This window comes from Hyphomicrobium sp., from assembly GCF_009026145.1.
Taxonomy (GTDB): domain Bacteria; phylum Pseudomonadota; class Alphaproteobacteria; order Rhizobiales; family Hyphomicrobiaceae; genus Hyphomicrobium_A.
In genome coordinates this window covers 24,773-45,498 of record NZ_WBUE01000017.1, presented here as the reverse complement: position 1 = coordinate 45,498, position 20,726 = coordinate 24,773, and the positions used below count along the sequence as shown (strand labels likewise).

General features: G+C 66.0%; 19 protein-coding genes and 1 pseudogene. 10 read left to right on the top strand and 10 right to left on the bottom strand.

Annotation, left to right across the window (positions count from 1 at the left end):
- Positions 1-4: 4 nt before the first annotated feature.
- From F9K20_RS13520 to ada, 4 genes are all read left to right on the top strand, one after another.
- Positions 5-1,291 (top strand): glutamate-5-semialdehyde dehydrogenase, encoded by a 1,287-nt coding sequence (locus F9K20_RS13520; protein WP_291002611.1) that lies wholly within the window; start codon positions 5-7, stop codon positions 1,289-1,291.
- A 22-nt stretch (positions 1,292-1,313) separates the two neighbouring features.
- Positions 1,314-1,535 carry a hypothetical protein gene (locus tag F9K20_RS13515; protein ID WP_291002608.1) on the top strand — a complete coding sequence of 74 codons (222 nt, stop codon included), beginning with the start codon at positions 1,314-1,316 and terminating at the stop codon, positions 1,533-1,535.
- 116 nt (positions 1,536-1,651) lie between these two features.
- Complete coding sequence (locus F9K20_RS13510) at positions 1,652-2,200, top strand: SRPBCC family protein (RefSeq protein ID WP_291002605.1); 549 nt, start codon at positions 1,652-1,654, stop codon at positions 2,198-2,200.
- A gap of 98 nt (positions 2,201-2,298) precedes the next feature.
- Positions 2,299-3,378 carry a bifunctional DNA-binding transcriptional regulator/O6-methylguanine-DNA methyltransferase Ada gene (gene ada, locus F9K20_RS13505; protein WP_291002734.1) on the top strand — a complete coding sequence of 360 codons (1,080 nt, stop codon included), beginning with the start codon at positions 2,299-2,301 and terminating at the stop codon, positions 3,376-3,378.
- 3 nt (positions 3,379-3,381) lie between these two features.
- Here the strand turns inward: ada and F9K20_RS13500 are convergent, their stop codons facing one another.
- The 4 genes from F9K20_RS13500 to F9K20_RS13485 form a co-directional block, all read right to left on the bottom strand.
- Positions 3,382-5,574: an EAL domain-containing protein gene (locus F9K20_RS13500; protein WP_291002602.1), complete on the bottom strand. Its 2,193-nt coding sequence runs from the start codon at positions 5,572-5,574 to the stop codon at positions 3,382-3,384.
- A gap of 308 nt (positions 5,575-5,882) precedes the next feature.
- Positions 5,883-6,425 carry a PRC-barrel domain-containing protein gene (locus F9K20_RS13495; RefSeq protein ID WP_291002600.1) on the bottom strand — a complete coding sequence of 181 codons (543 nt, stop codon included), beginning with the start codon at positions 6,423-6,425 and terminating at the stop codon, positions 5,883-5,885.
- 68 nt (positions 6,426-6,493) lie between these two features.
- Positions 6,494-6,979: a nuclear transport factor 2 family protein gene (locus tag F9K20_RS13490; protein ID WP_291002597.1), complete on the bottom strand. Its 486-nt coding sequence runs from the start codon at positions 6,977-6,979 to the stop codon at positions 6,494-6,496.
- 3 nt (positions 6,980-6,982) lie between these two features.
- Positions 6,983-7,984: a serine hydrolase gene (locus F9K20_RS13485; RefSeq protein WP_291002594.1), complete on the bottom strand. Its 1,002-nt coding sequence runs from the start codon at positions 7,982-7,984 to the stop codon at positions 6,983-6,985.
- Between the two features lie 176 nt (positions 7,985-8,160).
- Between F9K20_RS13485 and F9K20_RS13480 the strand changes: the two genes are divergently transcribed.
- The 4 genes from F9K20_RS13480 to F9K20_RS13465 all read left to right on the top strand — a co-directional run bounded on the left by F9K20_RS13480 (position 8,161) and on the right by F9K20_RS13465 (position 10,541).
- Positions 8,161-8,805, top strand: a complete 645-nt coding sequence (locus F9K20_RS13480) for a nicotinate-nucleotide adenylyltransferase (RefSeq protein ID WP_291002591.1) — start codon at positions 8,161-8,163, stop codon at positions 8,803-8,805.
- 207 nt (positions 8,806-9,012) lie between these two features.
- On the top strand, positions 9,013-9,426 hold the full coding sequence (gene rsfS, locus F9K20_RS13475) for a ribosome silencing factor (RefSeq protein WP_291002588.1): 414 nt from the start codon (positions 9,013-9,015) through the stop codon (positions 9,424-9,426).
- 69 nt (positions 9,427-9,495) lie between these two features.
- Positions 9,496-9,975: a 23S rRNA (pseudouridine(1915)-N(3))-methyltransferase RlmH gene (gene rlmH, locus F9K20_RS13470; RefSeq protein ID WP_291002585.1), complete on the top strand. Its 480-nt coding sequence runs from the start codon at positions 9,496-9,498 to the stop codon at positions 9,973-9,975.
- Positions 9,976-10,274: 299 nt separating this feature from the next.
- Positions 10,275-10,541: a transglycosylase gene (locus tag F9K20_RS13465; protein ID WP_291002582.1), complete on the top strand. Its 267-nt coding sequence runs from the start codon at positions 10,275-10,277 to the stop codon at positions 10,539-10,541.
- A 6-nt stretch (positions 10,542-10,547) separates the two neighbouring features.
- Here the strand turns inward: F9K20_RS13465 and F9K20_RS13460 are convergent, their stop codons facing one another.
- The gene (locus tag F9K20_RS13460) at positions 10,548-12,389 is read right to left on the bottom strand and encodes a hypothetical protein (RefSeq protein WP_291002579.1); all 1,842 of its coding nucleotides are present in this window, start codon (positions 12,387-12,389) and stop codon (positions 10,548-10,550) included.
- Between the two features lie 220 nt (positions 12,390-12,609).
- Here F9K20_RS13460 and F9K20_RS13455 point away from each other — a divergent pair, with 220 nt between their 5' ends.
- Positions 12,610-12,981 carry a cyclic nucleotide-binding domain-containing protein gene (locus F9K20_RS13455; RefSeq protein ID WP_291002576.1) on the top strand — a complete coding sequence of 124 codons (372 nt, stop codon included), beginning with the start codon at positions 12,610-12,612 and terminating at the stop codon, positions 12,979-12,981.
- Positions 12,982-12,985: 4 nt separating this feature from the next.
- On the opposite strand, the gene F9K20_RS13450 is transcribed toward F9K20_RS13455, so the two are convergent.
- Together F9K20_RS13450 and F9K20_RS21340 are read right to left on the bottom strand one after the other, a co-directional pair.
- The gene (locus tag F9K20_RS13450; protein WP_291002574.1) at positions 12,986-13,954 is read right to left on the bottom strand and encodes a cobalamin-binding protein; all 969 of its coding nucleotides are present in this window, start codon (positions 13,952-13,954) and stop codon (positions 12,986-12,988) included.
- A 97-nt stretch (positions 13,955-14,051) separates the two neighbouring features.
- A pseudogene (locus F9K20_RS21340) lies at positions 14,052-14,270 on the bottom strand (thioredoxin reductase); the annotation flags it as partial.
- Between the two features lie 268 nt (positions 14,271-14,538).
- On the opposite strand from F9K20_RS21340, the gene F9K20_RS13440 reads away from it, so the two are divergent.
- Positions 14,539-15,378, top strand: coding sequence for a carotenoid biosynthesis protein (locus F9K20_RS13440; RefSeq protein ID WP_291002568.1), 840 nt, complete (start codon positions 14,539-14,541; stop codon positions 15,376-15,378).
- 6 nt (positions 15,379-15,384) lie between these two features.
- On the opposite strand, the gene F9K20_RS13435 is transcribed toward F9K20_RS13440, so the two are convergent.
- From F9K20_RS13435 to F9K20_RS13425, 3 genes are all read right to left on the bottom strand, one after another.
- On the bottom strand, positions 15,385-17,355 hold the full coding sequence (locus tag F9K20_RS13435) for a glycosyltransferase (protein WP_291002564.1): 1,971 nt from the start codon (positions 17,353-17,355) through the stop codon (positions 15,385-15,387).
- 10 nt (positions 17,356-17,365) lie between these two features.
- Positions 17,366-18,781, bottom strand: coding sequence for an HlyD family efflux transporter periplasmic adaptor subunit (locus F9K20_RS13430; RefSeq protein ID WP_291002561.1), 1,416 nt, complete (start codon positions 18,779-18,781; stop codon positions 17,366-17,368).
- A 220-nt stretch (positions 18,782-19,001) separates the two neighbouring features.
- Positions 19,002-20,681 carry an acyl-CoA dehydrogenase family protein gene (locus tag F9K20_RS13425; protein WP_291002558.1) on the bottom strand — a complete coding sequence of 560 codons (1,680 nt, stop codon included), beginning with the start codon at positions 20,679-20,681 and terminating at the stop codon, positions 19,002-19,004.
- Positions 20,682-20,726 lie beyond the last annotated feature (45 nt).

Below are 20,726 nucleotides of genomic sequence, written 5' to 3'. Positions count from 1 at the left end.
GCGCATGAACAAGCCCGAGCGCATCGACGCTTCGACCGAGGAGACGATGCTGGCCATCGGCCGGCGGGCGCGCCAGGCCGCGCATGCGCTTTCGCTTGTCTCACCGGAGGTGAAGACGCAGGCGTTGCGCGCTGCCGCCAAGGCATTGCATGCGGCGACGCCGGCGATACTCGCCGCCAACGCCAAGGACCTCGCCGCGGCCCGTGCGGCGGGACGCCCTGCGGCCTTCATCGACCGGCTGTTGCTCGATGAGGCGCGCGTCGCCGCGACCGCCAAGGGCGTGGAGGAGATCGCCGAGCTGCCCGATCCGGTCGGAACCGTGCTCGCCGAATGGACGCGTCCGAACGGGCTCGCCTTTCAGCGCGTGCGTGTGCCGCTCGGCGTCATCGGCATCATCTACGAGAGCCGGCCCAACGTGACGGCGGATGCCGGCGCGCTGGCGCTCAAAGCCGGCAATGCGGCGATCCTGCGCGCCGGGTCGGAAAGCCTCAACTCGGCGCTGGCCATCCACGCGGCACTCATTTCGGGTCTCAAGAGTGCGGGCCTGCCCGAGGCGGCGATCCAGCTCGTGCCGACCCCTGACCGCGCCGCCGTCGGCCATATGCTCGCGGGCCTTGGCGGCGCCATCGACGTAATCGTGCCGCGCGGGGGGAAAAGCCTCGTTGAGCGCGTGCAAAAGGAGGCGCGGGTGCCGGTGTTCGCGCACTTGGAAGGCCTGTGCCACACCTATGTCGACAAGGACGCCGATCTTCCCATGGCGGTGAGCGTGGTGCTCAACGCCAAGATGCGGCGCACCGGCGTGTGCGGCGCCACCGAGACGCTGTTGGTCGACAGCGCCGCGCCAGCGCACTTCTTGCCGACTCTTATCAAGGCGCTGCTCGAAGCAGACTGCGAAGTGCGCGGCGACAAGGCTGCGAAAGCGGCGGATGCGCGGGTCAAGCCGGCGAGCGAAGCTGACTGGGCGACCGAGCACCTCGACGCCATCATTGCCGTAAAGACCGTCGACGGCGTAGCCGGCGCCATCGAGCACATCGCCCGCTACGGCACGCAACACACCGACGCGATCATCACCGGCAATGAAGCGGCCGCCGAGCGTTTCCTGCGCGAAGTCGATTCCGCCATCGTTCTGCACAATGCCTCGACGCAGTTCGCCGACGGCGGCGAGTTCGGCTTCGGCGGCGAGATCGGCATCGCCACCGGCAAGCTGCACGCCCGCGGCCCGGTCGGCGTCGAGCAGTTGACCAGCTTCAAGTACGTGGTGCGCGGGGACGGCCAGATAAGGCCTAAGTGAGCTCCAAAGTCGAGGTAGTCGGATGCTGCGTTCGCTGGCTTGTATCGCCCTCCTCCTCGCCGTGACGAGCGGGCTCGCCCCGCCGGCCGACGCAGGCCGCCATAAGGCCTGGCGCGCCTCGCCCCCGCCGCTCAAGGATTGCACGCGCCTCAACGGCCGCTTCGGCTACTACGGCAATCCGTGGTGCACTCCGGCCGAGCAGAACGCCTGGGACCGCGCCGAGGCGCGCCGCATCGCCCGCTAGCGGGACAATTTCCCTGTCACAATCGGACTGTAGGTCGGCATCAGCTGAGATGCGCCGCGATATTGCCTGATTGCCGTGGCGCCTTTCCAGAAAATGCGCACCAAGGGAGCGAAGCCATGCTCAAGAAGATTCTGGCGGTCATCGTCGTGCTCATTGCCGCCTTCGCCGGCTACGTCGCGATGCAGCCGGATGAGCTGCTTATCCAGCGGCAGGCGACCATCGCCGCGCCGGCGGATCAGGTGTTCGCCCAGGTCAACGACCTGCACAAATGGGACGCCTGGTCTCCATGGGCGAAGATCGATCCCAACGTCAAGGTCGGATTCGAGGGGCCGGCCGCGGGCAAGGACGCGGCATTCACCTGGTCCGGCAACGACGAGATCGGCGAAGGCCGCATGACCATTGTCGACAGCCGCCCGGCAGAATTGGTCGATATCAGTGTCGCCATGACCAAGCCGTTCGAGAACACGAGCAGCTCGAAGTTCGAGTTCAAGCCCGAGGGCAACCAGACCGTCGTCACCTGGAGCATGGGCGGGAAGCAGAACTTCCTGATGAAGGCGATGTGCATCGTGTTCAACGGCAAGAAGATGCTCGGCGGCGAGATGGAGAAGGGCCTCGCGAACCTGAAGACCGTCGCCGAGCAGGGCGCCGCACCAGCTACTCAGTAGCGGACGGACCCCGGCGCGAATTCGAGCGCAAGGATCGGAGTGTGCGGACCGGGCAGGTACCCTATGTTTGGGGCATGGAACACATCAAAATGGGCCCCATGCCTCCTGCAGCCTCCAAAACGCGCAGCCGCGCGCTATCGGCCTATGATCGCCGCTGGGCGGCGGTGCTAGCGCGCGACAAGTCCTTTGACGGCACATTCGTGCTTGGCGTGGTGAGCACCGGCATCTATTGCCGGCCGTCATGCCCGGCGCGCAAGCCGTTGCGCAAAAACGTGCGCTTCTACGCCACATGCGCCGAAGCAGAGGCCGCCGGCTTCCGCCCCTGCAAGCGTTGCACGCCGAAGGCCGCGCCACAGGATGCCAACGCCGCGAAGGTTGTTGACGCCTGCCGGCAGATCGAAGCGGCCGAGACATCGCCGACACTGGAGGAGCTGGCGCAAGGCGCCGGCATGAGCCCTTATCACTTTCATCGCGTCTTCAAAGCCGTCACCGGTGTGACGCCGAAGGCTTATGCTGTCGCGCAGCGCAACAAGCGCGTGCGCGAGGTGCTGAAGGGGGACAAATCGGTGACGGAGGCGATCTACGCATCCGGATTCAACTCGAGCGGCCGCTTCTACGCGGCGGCCGCCCAATCGCTGGGCATGAAGCCTAGTCAATTTCGCGCCGGCGGCGCCAACACCGACATCCGCTATGCCGCAGCGGCGTGCTCGCTCGGCCTGGTCATGGTCGCAGCCAGCCCCAAGGGCGTGTGCTCGATCATGCTCGGTGACGACGAGGATGCTCTTATCCGCGAGCTCCGAGACCGCTTTCCCAAGGCGCGACTGCGCGTCGGCGACCGCCAATTCGCGGCGCTCGTTGCGAAGGTCGTCGACTATATCGAGGCGCCGCACGGCCGCCTCGATCTGCCGCTCGACGTGCGCGGCACGGCCTTCCAGCACCGGGTGTGGATGGCATTGCGCGCTATCCCGGTCGGCAAGACCGCCAGCTATGCGGAGATCGCCCAGCGCATCGGCCAACCCGACGCCGTGCGGGCGGTGGCCGGCGCCTGCGCCGCCAACAAGATCGCCGTCGTCATTCCCTGCCATCGCGCCGTGCGCAGCGACGGCACGCTGTCGGGCTACCGGTGGGGCACGGCGCGCAAGCGGGCGCTGCTGGAGCGCGAGAAGCGAAAGCGCTGAAAGCTAGGCGACCTGCCGGCGCGGCGTCTCGGCCAGCAGCTTCAAGACCTCGCTCTGCGGCCGCGCCTCGCTGAAGAAGAAGCCTTGCCCCTCCTCGCAGCCTTCGGCAGCCAGGCAGGCGAGATCGGCTTGCGTCTCGATCCCCTCGGCGACGACCTTCATGTCGAGCCCGGCGGCAAGGCCGAGGATGGCGCGCACGATCGCCAGAGTATGTCGGTTGCCCGGCAGATCGCGCACGAAGGAGCGGTCGATCTTGATCTTGTCGAACGGGAAGGCGCGCAGATAGCTGAGCGAAGAGTACCCGGTGCCGAAGTCATCCATCGAGATGCGCACGCCCAAGGCGCGCAACGCGTGCAGGTGCGCGATCACCTGATCGGTACGATCGAGCAGCACGCTTTCGGTGATCTCGAGATCGAGGCGTTCGGGCTCCAGACCCGTAGCCTTCAGCGCCTCGCTGACGGCGGTGAACACGTTGCCGACGCGAAACTGCATGGGCGAAAGGTTCACCGCGAGCTTAATGTGGGCGGGCCACGCGCTGGCGTCGGCGCAGGCGCGCCGCAGCACAAAATTGCCGAGCGGGGTGATGAGGCCCGTCTCCTCGGCGAGCGGAACGAACTCCGAAGGCGGGATAAAGCCGCGCGTCGCATGCGGCCAGCGCAGCAGCGCCTCGAACCCGACAACCTCGCGGCTGGTGAGATCGACGAGCGGCTGGTAGTGCACCTCCAGCGCCTCGGCAGCGAGTGCGCAACGCAGGTCGATCTCCAGCTGGCGGCGCGCCTGCGCCTGCGCGTCCAGCTCGGGCTCGAAGAAGCGGAAGGTCGACTTGCCGTCGGCCTTGGCGCGGTAGAGGGCGAGGTCGGCGTTGCGCAGCAGTCGATCGGCATCCTCGCCGTCGGTGGGGGCAACGGCGATGCCGATGGTCGTACCAACCGTCAGCACGTGGCCTTCGGTAACATATGGCTCGCTGACGACGTCGATCAGCCGCTGCGCGAGCACCGCCAGCTCCTGCGGCGCCTTCACCTCCGGAACCAGCACCGCGAACTCGTCGCCGCCGAGCCGCGCGGCGGTGTCGCGCTGGCGCGTCACGCGCTTGATGCGCTCGGCGACGTCCTGCAGCAGCTTATCGCCGATCGGATGGCCAAGCGTATCGTTGACCAGCTTGAAATTGTCGAGGTCGATGCACAGCGCGCCGACGAGGCTGCCCGTGCGCGCGCGCTGTGCAAGCGCATCGGCCATATGCTGACGAAACAGCACGCGATTGGGCAGGTCGGTGAGGGCGTCGTGATGCGCCATATGCGCAATGCGCGCCTCGGCCTCCCTGCGCTCGGTGATGTCGATGACGGCGATGAGCAGCGCGGGCGTGCCCTCGTAGTCCAGCTGACGGGAGAACACGACGACGTCGATGGTGCGTCCATTGCTTGTGCGGTGCTTCGAGGTGATGACGCTGGTCTCGGACGGATCGACGCCGTCCTCGGTCGGCTCGTCGCGCGCGGCACGCAAATCGTGAAGGCTCATGGCCAGGAGCTCTTCGCGAGCGAAGCCGTAGTGCGATAGCGCCGCGGCATTGGCGGCGAGGAATGCTCGCGTGTCGCGCCGCAGCACGAACATAGGCACGGGATTGTCCTCGAACAGCAAGCGGAACGACGCCTCGCGCTGCTTGAGGCCGGTGATGTCCATGCGCAGCCCGATGATACCGCCGTCGCTCGTCTGCCGCTCCTCGATGAGGATGCAGCGGCCGTCGGCGAGAACCTGCTCATGCTGCTTGCCCGGCTTGTAGAGCAGCTCGAGGCGCTCTCTGATCCACTCCTCCTCGCGCCCTTTGGCAGCCGGATAGTCGCCGCGCGCGACGCCGATGCGCAGCGTGTCCTCGAGCTTGATACCGACTTTGAACAGGTCGGCGCTGCGCTTGTAGATGTCGGCGTACTTCTGGTTCCACAGGATGTAGCGCCCCTCGTTGTCGAGGAACACAATGCCCTGGGGAAGAATTTCAAGCGCCTCGCGCAACCGCGCGTGGGCAGCAGCGGCGTCGGCAGCGGCCGCGTCGGCCTCGGCGCGGGCGCTTTCTAGCTCCTTGCTGTGCAGGGCTTCGAATGCTGCCGAGCAACCATCGACGGTGAGCTGCCACAGGCGTCGCGCTGACTCACGCGCACCACCAGGGCGCACTTCGCCCGTGCATGTTTCCGAGGTTTCCGCCATGGCTCCGCCGCCTGCAATTCAGCGACAAAGCTGCCTGCGCGTGCCTAATAAAAGCTTGTGCGACTTTGGTGCGGCAAAATTGTTCCGTAGACGCCGCGCTCAGTTATTGAGCACGCTTGCCGTTTGTGACGCTGCAATACAGCGCGCGGCTCCGATTGTTCGCCCATGCCTTCGGCAAATGCATGCCGCATGGGCGTGCTTGCTCAAAGAAGTACCAGTTGCGCGTATGTCTAACAGTACCTTACGGCGACGGCGAAGATTGCGCGCGGCGCCGAGGCGCCGCGCGCGACGATCCTGTATCAGACCGCTTACTGGTCCCAGGCCGGCAGCGTGGACAACTGGTCCTCAGTCAATTCGATGGCGATGTTGCCATCCTTCTGCTTGACCTGATCGAGCGTCAGAACAGCACCCTTCTCGCCGAAGCCGAGGAAGCCGCCGTACTCGATGGCGACACCTTTGATCTCGCCATTCTTGTCTTCGAGAACGGAGTCGACCTCGGCGATCTTCTTGCCGTTGGCGTCGTAGACATCCATCTCCTCGACCTTGTCGACCGAAGCATTCAGCGGACCAACCATCTTGCTGTCATCTTCGGACTCCTTGAGATCGCCGACGGCCACGTCGCCGGACGGCGCGGGTGCAGCCGCTTCCTTGTCAGGGGCCGGGGCAGGGGCAGGCGATGGTGCCGGCTCGGTCGCCGCGGGCGCTTCCGGGGCCGGGGGCGTCGCAGGCGCCATCTGGTCTGTCTGCGTGCTCGGCGCAGTTTCCTGCGTCGAAGGTGTGGGCGCCTCCTGCGCGAAGGCCGGGGCGGCCATAATCGCAAGCGCAGCAACGATGCTCAATCTAGCGTTCATTTGACTCCTCCTGGGATCGACCCATTAACAGACGCAACAACAACAACTCCTTCAGTGCCTCGCGGGTTCTACTCGCCGTTGCTTATCGGACGCTCGGGCGCCTCGTAGGCGATGTAGCGGATGATTTTCCATTGGCCGTCCGGGGCCTTACGAAATATGTCCATGCCCGGCTCGACGGAGATGACCGTCTGCCCATTGGGCAGCGTCACAGTCAGCGTCCATGCCAGCCGCACTACCGCGAGGTCGCCGGCGACGATGATTTCGCGGATATCGAGGCTATAGGCGTAGCGCTTGCTCGCATCCTTCAGCGAGCGCTGTAGGCGTGTGCACACGTCGTCGTAGTCGCGCTCCGGATAGCCGCGGAAATCGTAGCGTAGCTCGGGCGAGAAGAGCTGGCAGACGGCGTCGGCATGGCCGGCGTTGAAATCCTTGGTCCACTGCAGCAGCGTGGCGCGGATCGCATCCTCGGCGTCGCCGGCGACAATGCGTCCGGCCGGCGCCGCGAACAGCAGCAGCGCGAGGACGATCGAGGCGAGGATATTGTCGCTCGGCATGGCTTAAGAGCGCGCCTCCAGCAGTCGCTTGTGAACCTTGCTCAGAACGTCGGCGACGGCATCCTTGTAGGCGGCGACCGTCTGCTTCTGGTCGCCGTCGGCATCCGTCCAGTTGAGGAGCAGCGCCAATGTCACCGGCGTCTCGCGCACGATCATCTGCCCGGCTATCGCCATGCAATGAAAGCCATTCCAGTCGATGGAGCCGCCCTTCATGAAAGCGGGCGTATCGGCGGGGACGACGAGCGCGATAGCATCGGCCATCGCCTGGATGCGCTTGAACTCCGTCAGCGTCTCTGGCTTTTCGAAGAATCCGCCGGAGAGTGCGCGCTTGTAGTAGGTGACGAACTCGGAAGCCGGCACGGCCATCGTCTCGACGTCATTGAGCGCCGGTCGATACTTCGAGGTGTCGGGCTTGTCGTCATCGACGAGGGCCTTCATCGCCTTCCAGCCGAGGTCCTCGCCCGGCGGTGCGCCGGCGACGTAGGAGAAGAAGCGGCGCGTCGAATCCGGAATGCGAGCCTTCGTTAGACCCGCATCGGCGATGAACTGGCGCACACGTGCCGGGGTGACGCGCTGCAAAGCGATGTCGGTCGCCGTGTTGTCGCTGTGCGCGATCATCGCCTCGAGGACGCTCGTCGCCTGCGTCGTGCCCGTGAGATTTTCGAGCACGGAGCTGCTCGGCGAGCGGACGGCGTCGTCGACGGCGAGCTGCTCGCTCTCTTTAAGGCGCCCTGCCTCGACCTCCTGCAGGTACGCCGCGAGCACGAACGTCTTGAAGCAGCTGCCGCAGAACAGCTCTGCGTCGGGATCGGAGGTGACGCGCCACGGGCTGCTCGGCGCGTCGATATCGACTTGCGCGCTCTTCTTGCCGGGCAGCTTCAAGAAGCTGTCGAGCAGATGCGGAATGGCCGGCGAGCTGCCTTGGCTTTCCGCTGCAGCAAATGCGGGAGCGCTCGCGATAGCCGCCGACCCCGCCAGCAATGTCAGAAACTGCCGTCTACGCATGACGCGCCTCCTGGCCGCGGCGGCCGGTCGCACCAGCAATGGCAGAGCAATAATGACCGGGGCGTTACCGGAGTTGCATGTCGAATTTGGACCACGCGAAGATTCAATCGGTTGCCGGGTTCGCGCCGGGCTCCCGCGCGCCTACAATCGCTGCCAACGCCGTCCGCCAAAGAGCCATGTCCCGACCATCCCCCCGACCGAGCTCCGCCGACCTGCGCACCGAGGTGCCGCTCGCCTTAGCCGGCCAGCGCATCGGCCTGATGGGCGGCACCTTCAACCCTCCGCATGCCGGCCACGCCACCTGCGCCATCACGGCATTGCGCCGGCTCAAGCTCGACCAGCTGTGGTGGATCGTGACGCCCGGTAATCCGCTGAAGAGCGGCGAGGGCCTGCCTTCGCTGGCGCGGCGCGTGGCGGCGAGCCGCCTGTTCGCCACCGACCCGCGCATCAAGGTGACGGGTTTCGAGGCCGCGCTCGGCAGCGCATACACTTACGAGACGCTCCGCCACGTCACGCGGCGGCTGCCGGGGGTACATTTCGTCTGGGTGATGGGCGCCGACAATCTCGCCGGCTTTCACCGCTGGCAGCAGTGGCGCAAGATCGCCCGCCTGGTGCCGATGGCCATCGTCGATCGGCCCGGCTGGCGGCTCCCGGCCCTGGCTTCGCCCGCCGCAGCCAGCCTCTCCCGTCACCGGGTGTCGGAAAGCCGCGCGGCCTTGCTCCCGCTCATGGCGCCCCCCGCCTGGACCCTCCTCAGCACGCGCCTGTCGGAGGCCTCCTCGACCTCCCTGCGCCGCGATACCGAGCGTAACGCACGGTAATAACAACGCTTTTTTACAAGCGGGCGTGCCGCTTTCACACGCCCGTCATGCATTAACTATTGCTGCCGGGCGGGGTGAGGCCTTATGTTTTGCTTCGGTGGGCTGGCTCGATGCCTCCCGCTGAAGAGCGTCGCAGGCGTTGAAAATGCGCAAAGCGCCACGGCGCAGGCCCTAAGGGGTGCATGAGGAAGGGACAACCAGCACACGATGCGAACCGCACTTGAGGGTGCCCGCAAAGGCACGCCTCACGCCGAACTTTTGTCGCAACGACAGAAGCCGGCCGCCCTGCTCGAAGAAATCGTCCGCTGGCTCGATGAGGCCAAGGCCGAGGACGTCGTGACGATCGATCTGGCAGGCAAGTCTTCCATCGGTGACTTCATGGTGGTCGCCACCGGCCGGTCCGACCGGCACGTCGGGGCGATCGCCGAGCAGCTCGGACGCAAGCTCAAGGAAAAGGGCCTCGGTCGCGTACGCATCGAGGGCCTGGAAGCGTGCGACTGGGTTCTGCTCGACACCGGCGACATCATCGTCCACGTGTTCCGCGACGAGGTGCGTGAGTTCTATAACCTCGAGAAGATGTGGTCGGCGGACCGGCCGGGCGAACCGACGACCGCCCACTGACGCCGCCTCTGGCGCTCCGGCGCGACGGCGCGACGTAACGAGCCCGCACTCCCGGCGGGAGGAGCGGCCATGCGCCTCATCGTTGCCGCCGTCGGCCGCTTGAAGGACGCCGAGCGCGAGCTTTGCGAGCGCTATCAGAAGCGCTTCGACGCTTCCGGGCGCTCACTCGGCCTCGGCCCGCTCGACATTTCCGAACTGAGCGAAAGCCGCGCGGAAACCGCCGCGGCGCGCAAGGCCGACGAGGCCGCGCGCCTGCTCAAGGCCACGGCCGCGGCGGGCGCCCGCGTGGTGCTCGATGAAGGCGGCAAGGCGCTGTCGAGCGACGCCTTCGCCCGCTGGATTGCGCAAACACGCGATTCCGGCTGCAAGGGCTTGGCATTTCTCATCGGCGGCCCGGACGGACACGGGCCCGCAGCCGTGCAGGGCGCCGCGCTCAAGCTGTCGCTCGGCGCCATGACGCTGCCGCATGGTCTCGCGCGCGCCGTGCTGATCGAGCAGCTCTACCGCGCCGCAACAATCCTCGCCGGCCACCCTTACCACCGCGCTTGAGCACACCATCGCTGCCGCCAACGCTGTCATCCTCGGTTCTGTGCCGAGGATCCACGGTCCAAGAGGCTCGGGTTGTGGTCGGTCGGGCGATCTGTGCCGCACGCGGTCTTTTTGCCGAGCAGGCGGAGAGTTGGGTCCTCGGCACAAGGCCGAGGATGACACCTGAGAGCGCCTCAACAGGGGCAGTGGGCACGTTTGGCGCGCGAACTTGCTGCTTCCCGCCGCATTGCCTGGAACTCCGGTAGAATGCCGGGGAGTGATTCGCGTCGTCATCCAGCCACCAGCTGAGAGGTGCGCACATGGGCGCTCTAGGCACGTTTCTCCTGCTCGTCGTCTTCGGAGCCGCGGTCGGCTTCGCCATGATCCGCTACGGTCATACGTGGCTCGGGCGCCAGATGGCCGGCGCCACCAGCGGCGGTGAGATCACCTACGCGCTGGTCGGCATCGCCGGCTCGTTCATGGGCTACCACATCGCCGGCATTCTGGGGATCGGCTCGGAGCTGCTGTCGTACATCCTCGCGGTCGCCGGAGCGGCGGCGACGGTGTGGCTGTGGCAGGGACGCTGAGCGCCCTCACGCGCTCTTAGCTTCGCGGCCGAGCGAGAACCACGATTTCTTGGCCGCGGCGGCCTTTGCCTGCGCCTCCTCCTCGGCTTTGAAGGTGCCGTCATCGGCGAGCACCATGAGGATGGGTGTCAGCCCCTCGACATCCTCGAGCGGAAAGATCTCCATGTCCCGGCGGGCCCGTTCGCTCCAGCCGGCGAATGTCAGTGCCTTCTCGGCTTTCGAGAACAGACCGTGATTGCGGATCGGCTGCGCCTTCTCGAAGGCGATGTCGTCCTCGCTCTTCTCGCCGCCCCGCTTTTCGATCCACTGCTTACGAATGTCGGTGAGATCGGTCTGGCTCGCTTGGCTTTCCTCGGCCTTGAGCTTGTCGAGCTCGCCCGTCTGGAACTTCCACCAACGGGCGCGTTGCGGCCAGCGCACCAGGTTTAAATCGTCGAGCACACCGGCAAGCTGGTTCATGGCCAGCGCCCTGGCGCATTCCTCCTCGTTCTTTGGGTCACAACTGTAGAGGTTGGGGATGACGAGGTAGGACGACTCCTTGTGGTAGATGAAGTGCCGACGTACCCACTCCAGCGTCGCTCCCGGCGCGCGCTCGATGGCGGTGTTGATGGCGGCGCGGATCTGGCGGGTGACCTGCGATGACGGCCGCTTGCTCTCCGGCGGGGGCGGATTGAGGATGGCGAGGGCGAGCAAGCCGAGGTCGATGCCGATAGTCGCGAGCAGGGCGATCATGTCGCGCCCAGTGATTGGCTGCCCCGTCTTGGTGGTGGCCTCCGGCGCCTCGCCCGAGACATAGCCTACGAGGCTCGACAGGTAGGTGCCGATGTTCTCCCACAGACGCTTGATGGCGTTGGCCACACCCGCCGGTCCCTCGTTGAAGGCCGCCTCGCGCAGCTCGAGCACGGCCGGCTGGTCGGCCTGCACGGCGGCCTGCGTCAAGCGCTGCGCCAGAGTAGGGTCGTAGCAGGAAAAGCCGCTCTGCCCGGGCGGCACGGAGACCGCGGCCGCGATGGCTCGCATTTCGGTGGCGGTCGATTTGCCGAGCTCGTTGGAGCGGGTGGCGATGTCGCGGGCGCGCGAGCGGATGTTGCTCGCCATGGCATTGAAGCTCGCCTGGCGCTCGGCGACCGTAGCGCCTTCGAGCGAAGCGACGCTCTTTTGCAGCGACGTGATGTCGGCCTGCACCGGCGCGATCCACGAGTTCTGCACCCCGTCACGCAACGAGGCGATCTGGTCGCGCACACCGACGCGCGCATTGTACAGCGGACCGCGGCCGGCGCCCGACGAGGTGCCACAGGACCCGCCGCTCGTCTCCTCGCGGCTCATCTGGCTTTCCGACCAGGTGACGACACCGTCGAGACCGACCTTGACGGCGTCGAGCCGCGCAGCGACGGCGCTCGCCGCATCGCCCGCGTCCTGCTGCAGGCCGGCAAGACCGGTGCGCGTCGCCTCCTCGCCGGCGATGAGGCTCCACCAGAAGCCGTAGCCGAAGCCGATCGACCAGATGGCGAGGAATACGTAGAGCGGAAAGGTGACCAGCCGATCGGTGAAGCGTCGCCCCTGCGCGAAGGTCTCGCGCAACATCAGCCACATCAGGAAGGTGAGGGCGACGACAACGATGATGACGAGGAAATCGTTGGAGAACGACAGCCCGCCCGGCAGCTCCTGCGCGCTGGCGGCGGGCGATGTCGATACGCCGATGATGAAGTCGCGCATGCCGTGCCAGGTGGCGAAGCCCGCGATGAGCAGCAGCATGATGGAGGCAACGCCGATGAGCGTGTTGCGACCCAACAGGTAGTCGGTCGCGCGGCCCCATAGAGAGCTTGATGCGGGCCTCGTCGCTGCCATGTCTCAGTCCCCCGTCCTAGTCGTCCCACCTTGTATAGGCCGATATAGGAAAATCGGCCGTTTGTCGCGCCGATTGCCGTCATTCAGCGGTTGGCGGGACGCGCGGCGTATCGGCGGCGCCACGCATAGCGCGCAGAAGCGCACGGCGGTTGTCGGGATCGCCGTCGCGGCATAGTCTTTTCGCACTGCAGCGTATGCGGTTGCCTATTGGGCGCGTGACATGGCGAACGACGGCTTCGATTTCGACGCTTTGGTGCGGGGCGGCTACCCGCTGCGACGCTTCGAGCCCGAAGAGCGCATCTTCACCCAGGAGGACGAGGGCTCGACGATGTACGTCGTGCGCTCCGGTCAGGTGGCGATCATGTCCGGCGGCGCCGTCCTGGATACGATAGGTCCGGGGGGCACGTTCGGTGAGATGGCTCTGATCGACGGCTCGCCGCGCAGCGCCACGGCCATCGCCCGCGAGCCGACGGAAGCCGCGGTGATCGACGAGCGCGCCTTTCTCTACCTCGTCGAGCGCAATCCTGGCTTTGCGCTCGACCTCTTGCGCCGGCTCGCCCGACGCCTCAGACGCATGAACGACAGCCTATGACGGCCTAACTTGCGTTGGTGATCGCGCCCGCGGAGATCATTCTGTGATCAATGTAGGCCTTGCCGCGCAGTCCGAAGTCGCACACGTCCGGGTGCATGATCTCGGCGAGAATCTGCGTGCTTTCGACGAGCCGCGGGCCAGGGCGGTTGAAGTAGGCATTGCCGTCGGCCAGAAACACGTTGCCGTCGCGCACGGCGCGCAGCTCCTGCCAGAGGGCGTACCGGGCGAGCGGCCTCACCTCGCGCCGCGTTGTCTCGATGTCATAGCCGCAGGGGGCAACGAGGATCACGTCGGGGGCGGCGACCGACACATCTTTCCAGGTGATCCATGGCGAGGGCTCGCCCGTGGTGCCGAAGACGCTGTCGCCACCGGCCATATCGATCAGCTCCGGCATCCAGTGCCCCCCCGACATCGGCGGATCGACCCATTCGATGAAGGCCAGGCGCTTTTTCGGCTGCCCGACGACGGCGGCCTTAACGGCGGCGAGCCGCTCCTGCATCGAGGCAATGAGCTTCTTTCCGGCTTCTGGGCGACCGATAGCCTCGGCGATGCGACGAATGTCAGCATAGATGTCGGCCATGGTGTGCGGGCGCATGGATACGATACGCGGGCGGCCGTGCACGAACTCGCACACCGCGCGCTCGACGTCGGCGAGCGAGACGGCGCACACCTGGCATTGGTCCTGCGTGAGGATCACGTCAGGCTTGAGCTTTACCAGCGCGTCGGCGTCGACCTCGTAGACCGAGAGGCCGCGCTCGACGAGCGAGCGCACGCGCCTGTCGATCTCCGCGCTCGAGCCATGAACGTCGAACTTCGGCCGCGTGACGGCCGGCAGCTTCAGAACCGAAGCCGGATAGTCGCATTCGTGCGAGCGTGCGACCTGCAGGTCGCCGGCGCCCAGGGCATGCAGAATCTCGGTGGAGCTGGCGATGAGCGAGACAACGCGCGGATGGGGTGAGTTCTGGTCTGCCATGACGACGTGATCGCACCGTGTGGAAGACGTTGCAAGCAGCCACGCGCTTGATGGAGCACGAACGAACGTCCCCGACGGCGAAGATTCCCCGCCGACTGGTTTCCAAAGGCCTGCCTGCGGAGCCGTTCAAGTCGGCGCCGGTGAGCACGAAGCCTTTACCATCGAGCGCCACTCCCGAGCCGTCGAGCCATTCGGTGTGGGGATCGGCGCCTATGAACAGAAACAGGTGCCCGAGCGCACGCCGCGTGTCGCCCGATGCCGTGTGATGCCAGTGCACGGCTTCGAGCCGACCGCCGCTGCCATTGAGGGCGGTCACATTCGCGCCGGTCAGCACCTCGAGGCTGGCGAGGCCGCCGGCGCGATCGACGAGATAGCGCGACGTGCTGGCCTCCAGACTGCCGCCGGTGCCAACGCGTCTCGATGACCGATTGGACCATGTGCCCTCAGTCGCTGCGCTGTGGATTGGCCTTTGCGGCCGCGGGGAATCTATAGCTCGGTGAGCGCCGACGGAATATCAAGCCATGGGGCATCGCCTTCAAGCGTTCCATGAAGCCGGGCCAGATCGGCATTCGCGAGGGCAACCGATGGCGTGTCGCCGTTTTCTCTGGCTGCTGGTCGTCCTCCTCGCGCTCGTCGAGCTTGTCGCCATTGCGCGCTCCAACGTTGCCCTCACCTCGCTGCATCTGGCGGTGATGCTCACCTTCGCCTTCGTGCACGGTGCGATGCGCTACGGCGGCAAGGGCATCGCCGCGTTCGCGGTCATCTGTCTCGTGGTCAGCAATGCGTTGGAGAACATCGGTGTCGCCACCGGCTTTCCCTTCGGTGCGTACCACTACACCGACGTGCTCGGCCCGAAGCTCGGTTACGTGCCGCTCCTCATCGGACCGGCCTACCTCGGCGTCGGCTACCTCGCGTGGGTACTAGGCACGGTCCTCGTCGCCGACATCAAGCGCGGCTCCGATACGCTGACGACGCTGGCGACGCCCGCCATCGGCGCCTTCGTCATGGTGCTGTGGGACCTGACGCTCGATCCGGCGGTCTCGACCTTCGGTCAGTGGTGGGTCTGGGAGGGCGGCGGCGGCTTTTTCGGCGTGCCGCTGTCGAACTATCTCGGCTGGTATCTGACCGTGTTCGCCTTCATGCTGATCTTTGCCCTCTATATGCGGGCGCGCGCACCGGAGCCAAGCGCGCCGCAGCCGAAGAGCTACTACATGCAAGCGACTGCCATGTACGCCGTGGTCGCGCTGCAGTTCGTCGTCAACTACGCCGTCAAGGGGAGCGAGCCGCTGGTCGATGCGGCCGGCGTTCAATGGCGCAGCGGCGACATCCTCGAGGCGTCGGCCATCACCGCCCTGTTTACCATGCTGTTCGTTGCCGTGCTGGCGGCAGTGACGATCATCCGCTCTCCGGCGGCGGTGCACTAGCCGCCATCAGCCGAATACGCGATTGAGCACGGCGCCTGCCACCTTGGCGGCGCTGATTTCGGGCAGCTTGCCGCCGTATTCGTCGCAATAGACGTGGCGGACAAGGCGGGCGTGCATCTCCTGCGAGGGAGCAAACTGTACCGCGAAGCCGCTGGCGTCGGCGCGCGCCAACGCTCCCTCGGTGTCGATGGCGTCGAATTGGATGCGAACGCGAGTGCCGAGCGGAGCGGGCAGCGCTCCCAGCAGCCATACGCCGCTCACCGATATGTTGTCGATGGGTGCGCGGAGAACGACGTCGCCGATGGTGAGCGTAGCAAGCTCATCGCTTAGGAAACGATCGCCGCGGCGCGTCTGCGAGGCCTCGATGCAGACGAAGCACGCCATCGTCAGGATGACGATGTTATACCAACTCCATATCAGCGCGATGATGCTGGCATCCGCAAGCGATCGCGTGTCATCCAGAAGGAAGGCCCACAGGATGCCGCCCACGTTGAGTGCCAAGTAGATCAGGAAGATCCGCAGCATCCGCCACTGCACGAACCCCTTGCTGCGGTCGCCGCCCTTGGCGGTGACCTGGAACTTGTGTCCCTGCGGCTTGAACAGCCCGGCGAACACAGATTTGGTGATGTCGGTGGCGCCGAGAAGCTGGCTCAGGTCGGCCATGAGGGGGAGCACGCGCCCTTTCGTGAGCCAGGTGACAATCGCCGCTTGCACGACGAAGAAGGGCAACAGGTGCGAGATAGCATCGGGCACGCTGGCGTAGACGGCTTGGATATCGAACAGCAGGTAGAGCGCCGGAACGACGAGCGCGAGCAGACGAAACACGTGCGTCGCCGACCAGTGCAGGAACGTCTCGAGCAGCATCACCCGCTGCAGAAGGGGAGTGTCCACCTGCAGACTGAACGGACCGCTCGGCCCGCGGCAAATCTGCATGAAGCCGAGCGCCCAACGGGCGCGCTGCGAGATGTATTCCTTCAGCCCTTCGGGCGCCAAGCCGAGCGACAGCGGCTCGTTCAGATAGATCGTGCGATAGCCGATCTCGCTGAGCCGCAGCGAAGCCAGATAGTCCTCGGTGACGGAATCGGTCGGAAATCCGCCTATCTCGACGAGCGGCGCGAAGCGCAGCACCGACGAGGTGCCGCAGCAGAAGGCGCCGCCCCACGCATCCTTCGACGCCATCACCACGTCGAAGAAGAAGCGCTGCTCGTCGGGCCACACGCGGGTGAGGGCGAGGTTGGTCTGGATGGGGTCCGGGTTGAAGAAGTGCTGCGGCGTCTGCACCACGCCGACGTCGGGCTCGCGCATCAGCGCCACGGTCCGCGTCAGGAACTGCGACTTGGCGACGAAATCGGCATCGAGTATGGCGACGAAATCCGGTCGCTCCTCGAGCGCCGCCAAGTGAGCGAGGGCATTGTTGATGTTGCCAGCCTTGGCGTGGCGGTTGTCGGCGCGCGTGATGTAGCCGCAAGAGTGGCGCTCGCAGAGCTCCTTTAACCACTCACGACGGCCATCGTCGCAGACCCAAAGCCGATAGCGCGGGTAATCGATACCGAGTGCGCCGATGATGGTGCGATCGAGGATGGCTTCCTCCTCGTTATAGGTGCAGATCAGCACGTCGACGAGGGGCTGCTCGGGCTGCGACTTGAGCCATACGACGTCGGTATCGGCTTCCGGCGTGCGATCCTTCGTGCGGGTCAGAAATACGAGCGCCAACGTGGCGCCGAGCATCGACAGCATCTCGACCAGCGTGAACACGGCACCGACGGCGAAGTCGAGCGTCTGATCGGCGGGGGGCAGCGTCTCGGTGATGCGCCACAACATGTAGCGCCAGGCGAGAAATATGCACACGCCGATGGCCACCGTGCGTGCCCGAGTGTTGCCGCGATTGAGCCAGGGCAGGATGCCCACTGCCAACAAGCCCAGCACGATGCTCGGCAGTAGCGCGTCCCAATACGTCATGCCCGAGGCGACGGCCATGGGTGTCGCCTCACTCGGCAGCGGCGGTCATGATGCGAGCCGGCTCGGCGTTGGCGGCGCTCGCTGACGTATCGAAGGTCACCTGTCCCGTACGACCGACATTGCACTCGCGCCGCGCTGCGAGGCCCGGAACGGCGATGGTGACGTGGTACGGCTCGCGGGTCAGCGCCGTCTGCTCGATGGCGAAGTTCGAGCCGGCGGCGGCAAGACCGGTCAGGCCGACGACGCTGCCGCCATATTGCTGGCGTTCGCCGCGCAGCCGGAACTGGGCCGGCTGTCCCACCCAGAGCTTGTTGTAGACCGCCTCGCTGACCGTCGCCGTCACCACGGCACCGGCGCAGTCGAGGATGCGCAGGAGATCCTGGCCGGTGCGTACTTCCTCGCCATTGGCGGTGAGCACCTCCCAGATTCGCCCGCGCACGGTCGCGTTGATGATCGCGTGCGAATGCGCGGTAAAAAGATCAGTCTCAGCGACGAGCTCCTTCTCGAGGTAGGCGAGGCGCGCCTTGCGCTCGTCGAGCTGGCTGGAGACTTCGACGGTCTGCTGGCGGATCTCGTCGAGGCGCTGCGCCGAACGCGGCAGATCGTTGTAGCTGTCGCCGACGAATAGACCCTTGCGTGCTGCCTCGAGCTCGATCTTGTTTCCCTCGAGGCGGATGCGCGCCGCCTCGATGGCGAGCTTCGACACCTTGTAGTCGCGCTCGGCGTGGAGAAGAGTGGCGACGGTGTGCGACCCCGACTGGCGCAGCTTTCTCGACCGCTCGAGTGCCTCCTTGGCATCCTCATGCTGGGCCTCCGCCGTGGTAATCTGCACGGCAAGCTCGGCGGCCTTCGCTTCGAGCTGGTGGATGCGGCCCTCCTGGAAGGCATTGCGCTGCGCAATCACGTCCTTCTCGATGCCCTGCAGCTGCCCCAAGCGCTGCGACAGTACCGTGATCTCCGACCGCAATCCATCGACGGTGCGGCGCAGATCATCGAGACGGCCGCGGTCGGCGCGTACGTTGGTAACGCGCAAGAGGGGCTCATCCGGCTCCACCTCGGTGCCGACGGCAATTGAAGGCGCAACAAGCGAGACCTTCCCGTCGATCGGCGCGCGCAAGTTGATGAGGCGTGCATTGACGGTCGCCTCGGCGCTCGTCGCGGCGAGTAGACGCTGAAGTGGATACCAACCGAGGGCAACGGCGACGATGATGGCGATCAGCGACTTCACGCCCCGGCGCGCGCGCAGCGCATTGACCTTCTCGCCCAGCCGCTTTGGCGCCCGCTGTTTGGGAGCTTCGACGACCTCGGGGCGCGCACGCGCGCGCATCTCTTCGTTCAGCCGCTGCAGTCGCTCCAGGGCGCCAACCTCGGCGGCCGCCCCCACCGGCGTCTCCGGGGAGACGTCGGGTGTTGGCAGCGGCTTCGGCGTAACGTTCGAAGACATCAATGATACTCTTTGACACGTAATAAGCGGCGACCCGAACGACGAGGGCGCTCGGGTCGAATGCTGCAATGATACTTAGGGGGCATAAATTAATGCGCAGTCGGATCGTCGGCCGTTTCGGTGAATTCGCTTAAAAAGAGATGAAGGCCGTTAAGCCTGCCCCCGCAAACACGGGCAGGTCCACGCGCGGCTTGCGACAAAAGGACGATGTGAGGGGCCTTCAGTTGGCGCCTTCGAGCAGGCGGCGAGCAATCACCTGCGCCTGGATCTCCGCCGCGCCCTCGAAGATGTTGAGGATGCGCGAATCGCACAGTACGCGGCTGATCGGGTATTCGAGCGCGAAGCCGTTGCCGCCGTGGATCTGCAGCGCGTTGTCGGCGTTGGCCCAGGCGACGCGTGCGCCGAGGAGCTTGGCCATGCCGGCTTCCAGATCGCAGCGGTGGCCCTGATCCTTCTCGCGCGCGGCAAAATACGTCAGCTGGCGGGCGATCATGGTCTCGACCGCCATCATGACGACCTTGTTGTAGACGCGCGGGAAGGAATAGATCGGCTTGCCGAATTGGACCCGCTCCAGCGCATACTTCAGCCCCAAGTCCATTGCCGCCTGCGCGACGCCAACCGCACGCGCCGCCGTCTGGATGCGCGCCGCCTCGAAGGTATTCATCAGCTGCTTGAAGCCCTGGCCCTCGGTACCGCCGAGGAGCTGGCTGGCCGGCACCTCGAAGGCATCGAATGAGATGTCGTACTCCTTCATGCCGCGATAGCCCAAAACCTCGATCTCGCCGCCGGTCATGCCCTTGGCCGGGAACGGATCCGCATCCGAGCCGCGCGGCTTTTCGGCCAGCAGCATCGAGAGACCCTTGTAGCCCGGCTCGTGGGGGTTGGTGCGCACCAGCAGCGTCATCAGATCGGCGCGCACCGGATGCGTGATCCACGTCTTCTGGCCGGTGACCTTGTAGGTGTCGCCCTCCTTGATGGCGCGCGTCTTCAGCGAGGCGAGGTCGGAGCCGGTGTTAGGCTCGGTGAAGACAGCGGTGGGCAGCAACTCGCCGCTGGCGATCTTCGGCAGGTACTTCTGCTTCTGCTCGTCGGTGCCGTTGTTGAGGATGAGCTCGCCGGCGATCTCCGAGCGCGTGCCGAGCGAGCCGACGCCGATATAGCCGCGCGACAGCTCCTCGGAGACGATGCACATGCTTTCCTTGCCGAGCCCGAGCCCGCCGTACTCCTCGGGCAGCGTCAGCCCGAACACGCCCAGCTCGGCCACCTTGGCGATGATGTCGAGCGGGATGTACTCGTTCTTCAAGTGCCACTCGTGAGCATGGGGCACCACCTCGGCCTCGGAGAACTTGCGCATCTGGTCGTGGATGGCGGCGTGTGTCTCGTCGAGGCCGGAATCGCCGAACGTGGCGGCGTTGGGCTGCGCGGCGATGAGGTCGGCCAGGCGCGCCTTAACCGCCTGCGTGCCGCCGGCGGCGATCATGTCGGCGACTTCATCCTCGTAGCGGCGCACATCGGCGCGCGACACCCCGAGCTGCTCGGGGCGGACGAGCTCCAGCTGGCTCATGGGAATGCCGCCGGAAATCTGCGCCAAGTACTCGGCGAAGGCGGCAGCGAGGATCAGCTGCTCGAACTCACCGAAGCGTCCTTCGCCGGCAAGGCGTGTGCCCCACACGTGCATCTGCCGCAAGCCTTCTACCGCCGTCGCCAGCCAGGCGAGGCCATGCGCGGCGTGCTGAGCGTTGTCGATGCCGCCCGCCGCGGCGACCGCCGCGCGTACCCCCGACTTGGCCGCTTGCAGCACTTTGTCGGCGGAGGTAACAGCGCGCCCGGCGCGTTCGAGCAGCGCATCGGGGCCGGCTGCAAGGAGATCCTGCTCGGCCGTCTTCACCGCAGTCGACATCGTAACCCTCCTGGGAATTTTGCAGCGGGCGCGCCGCGATCGGCG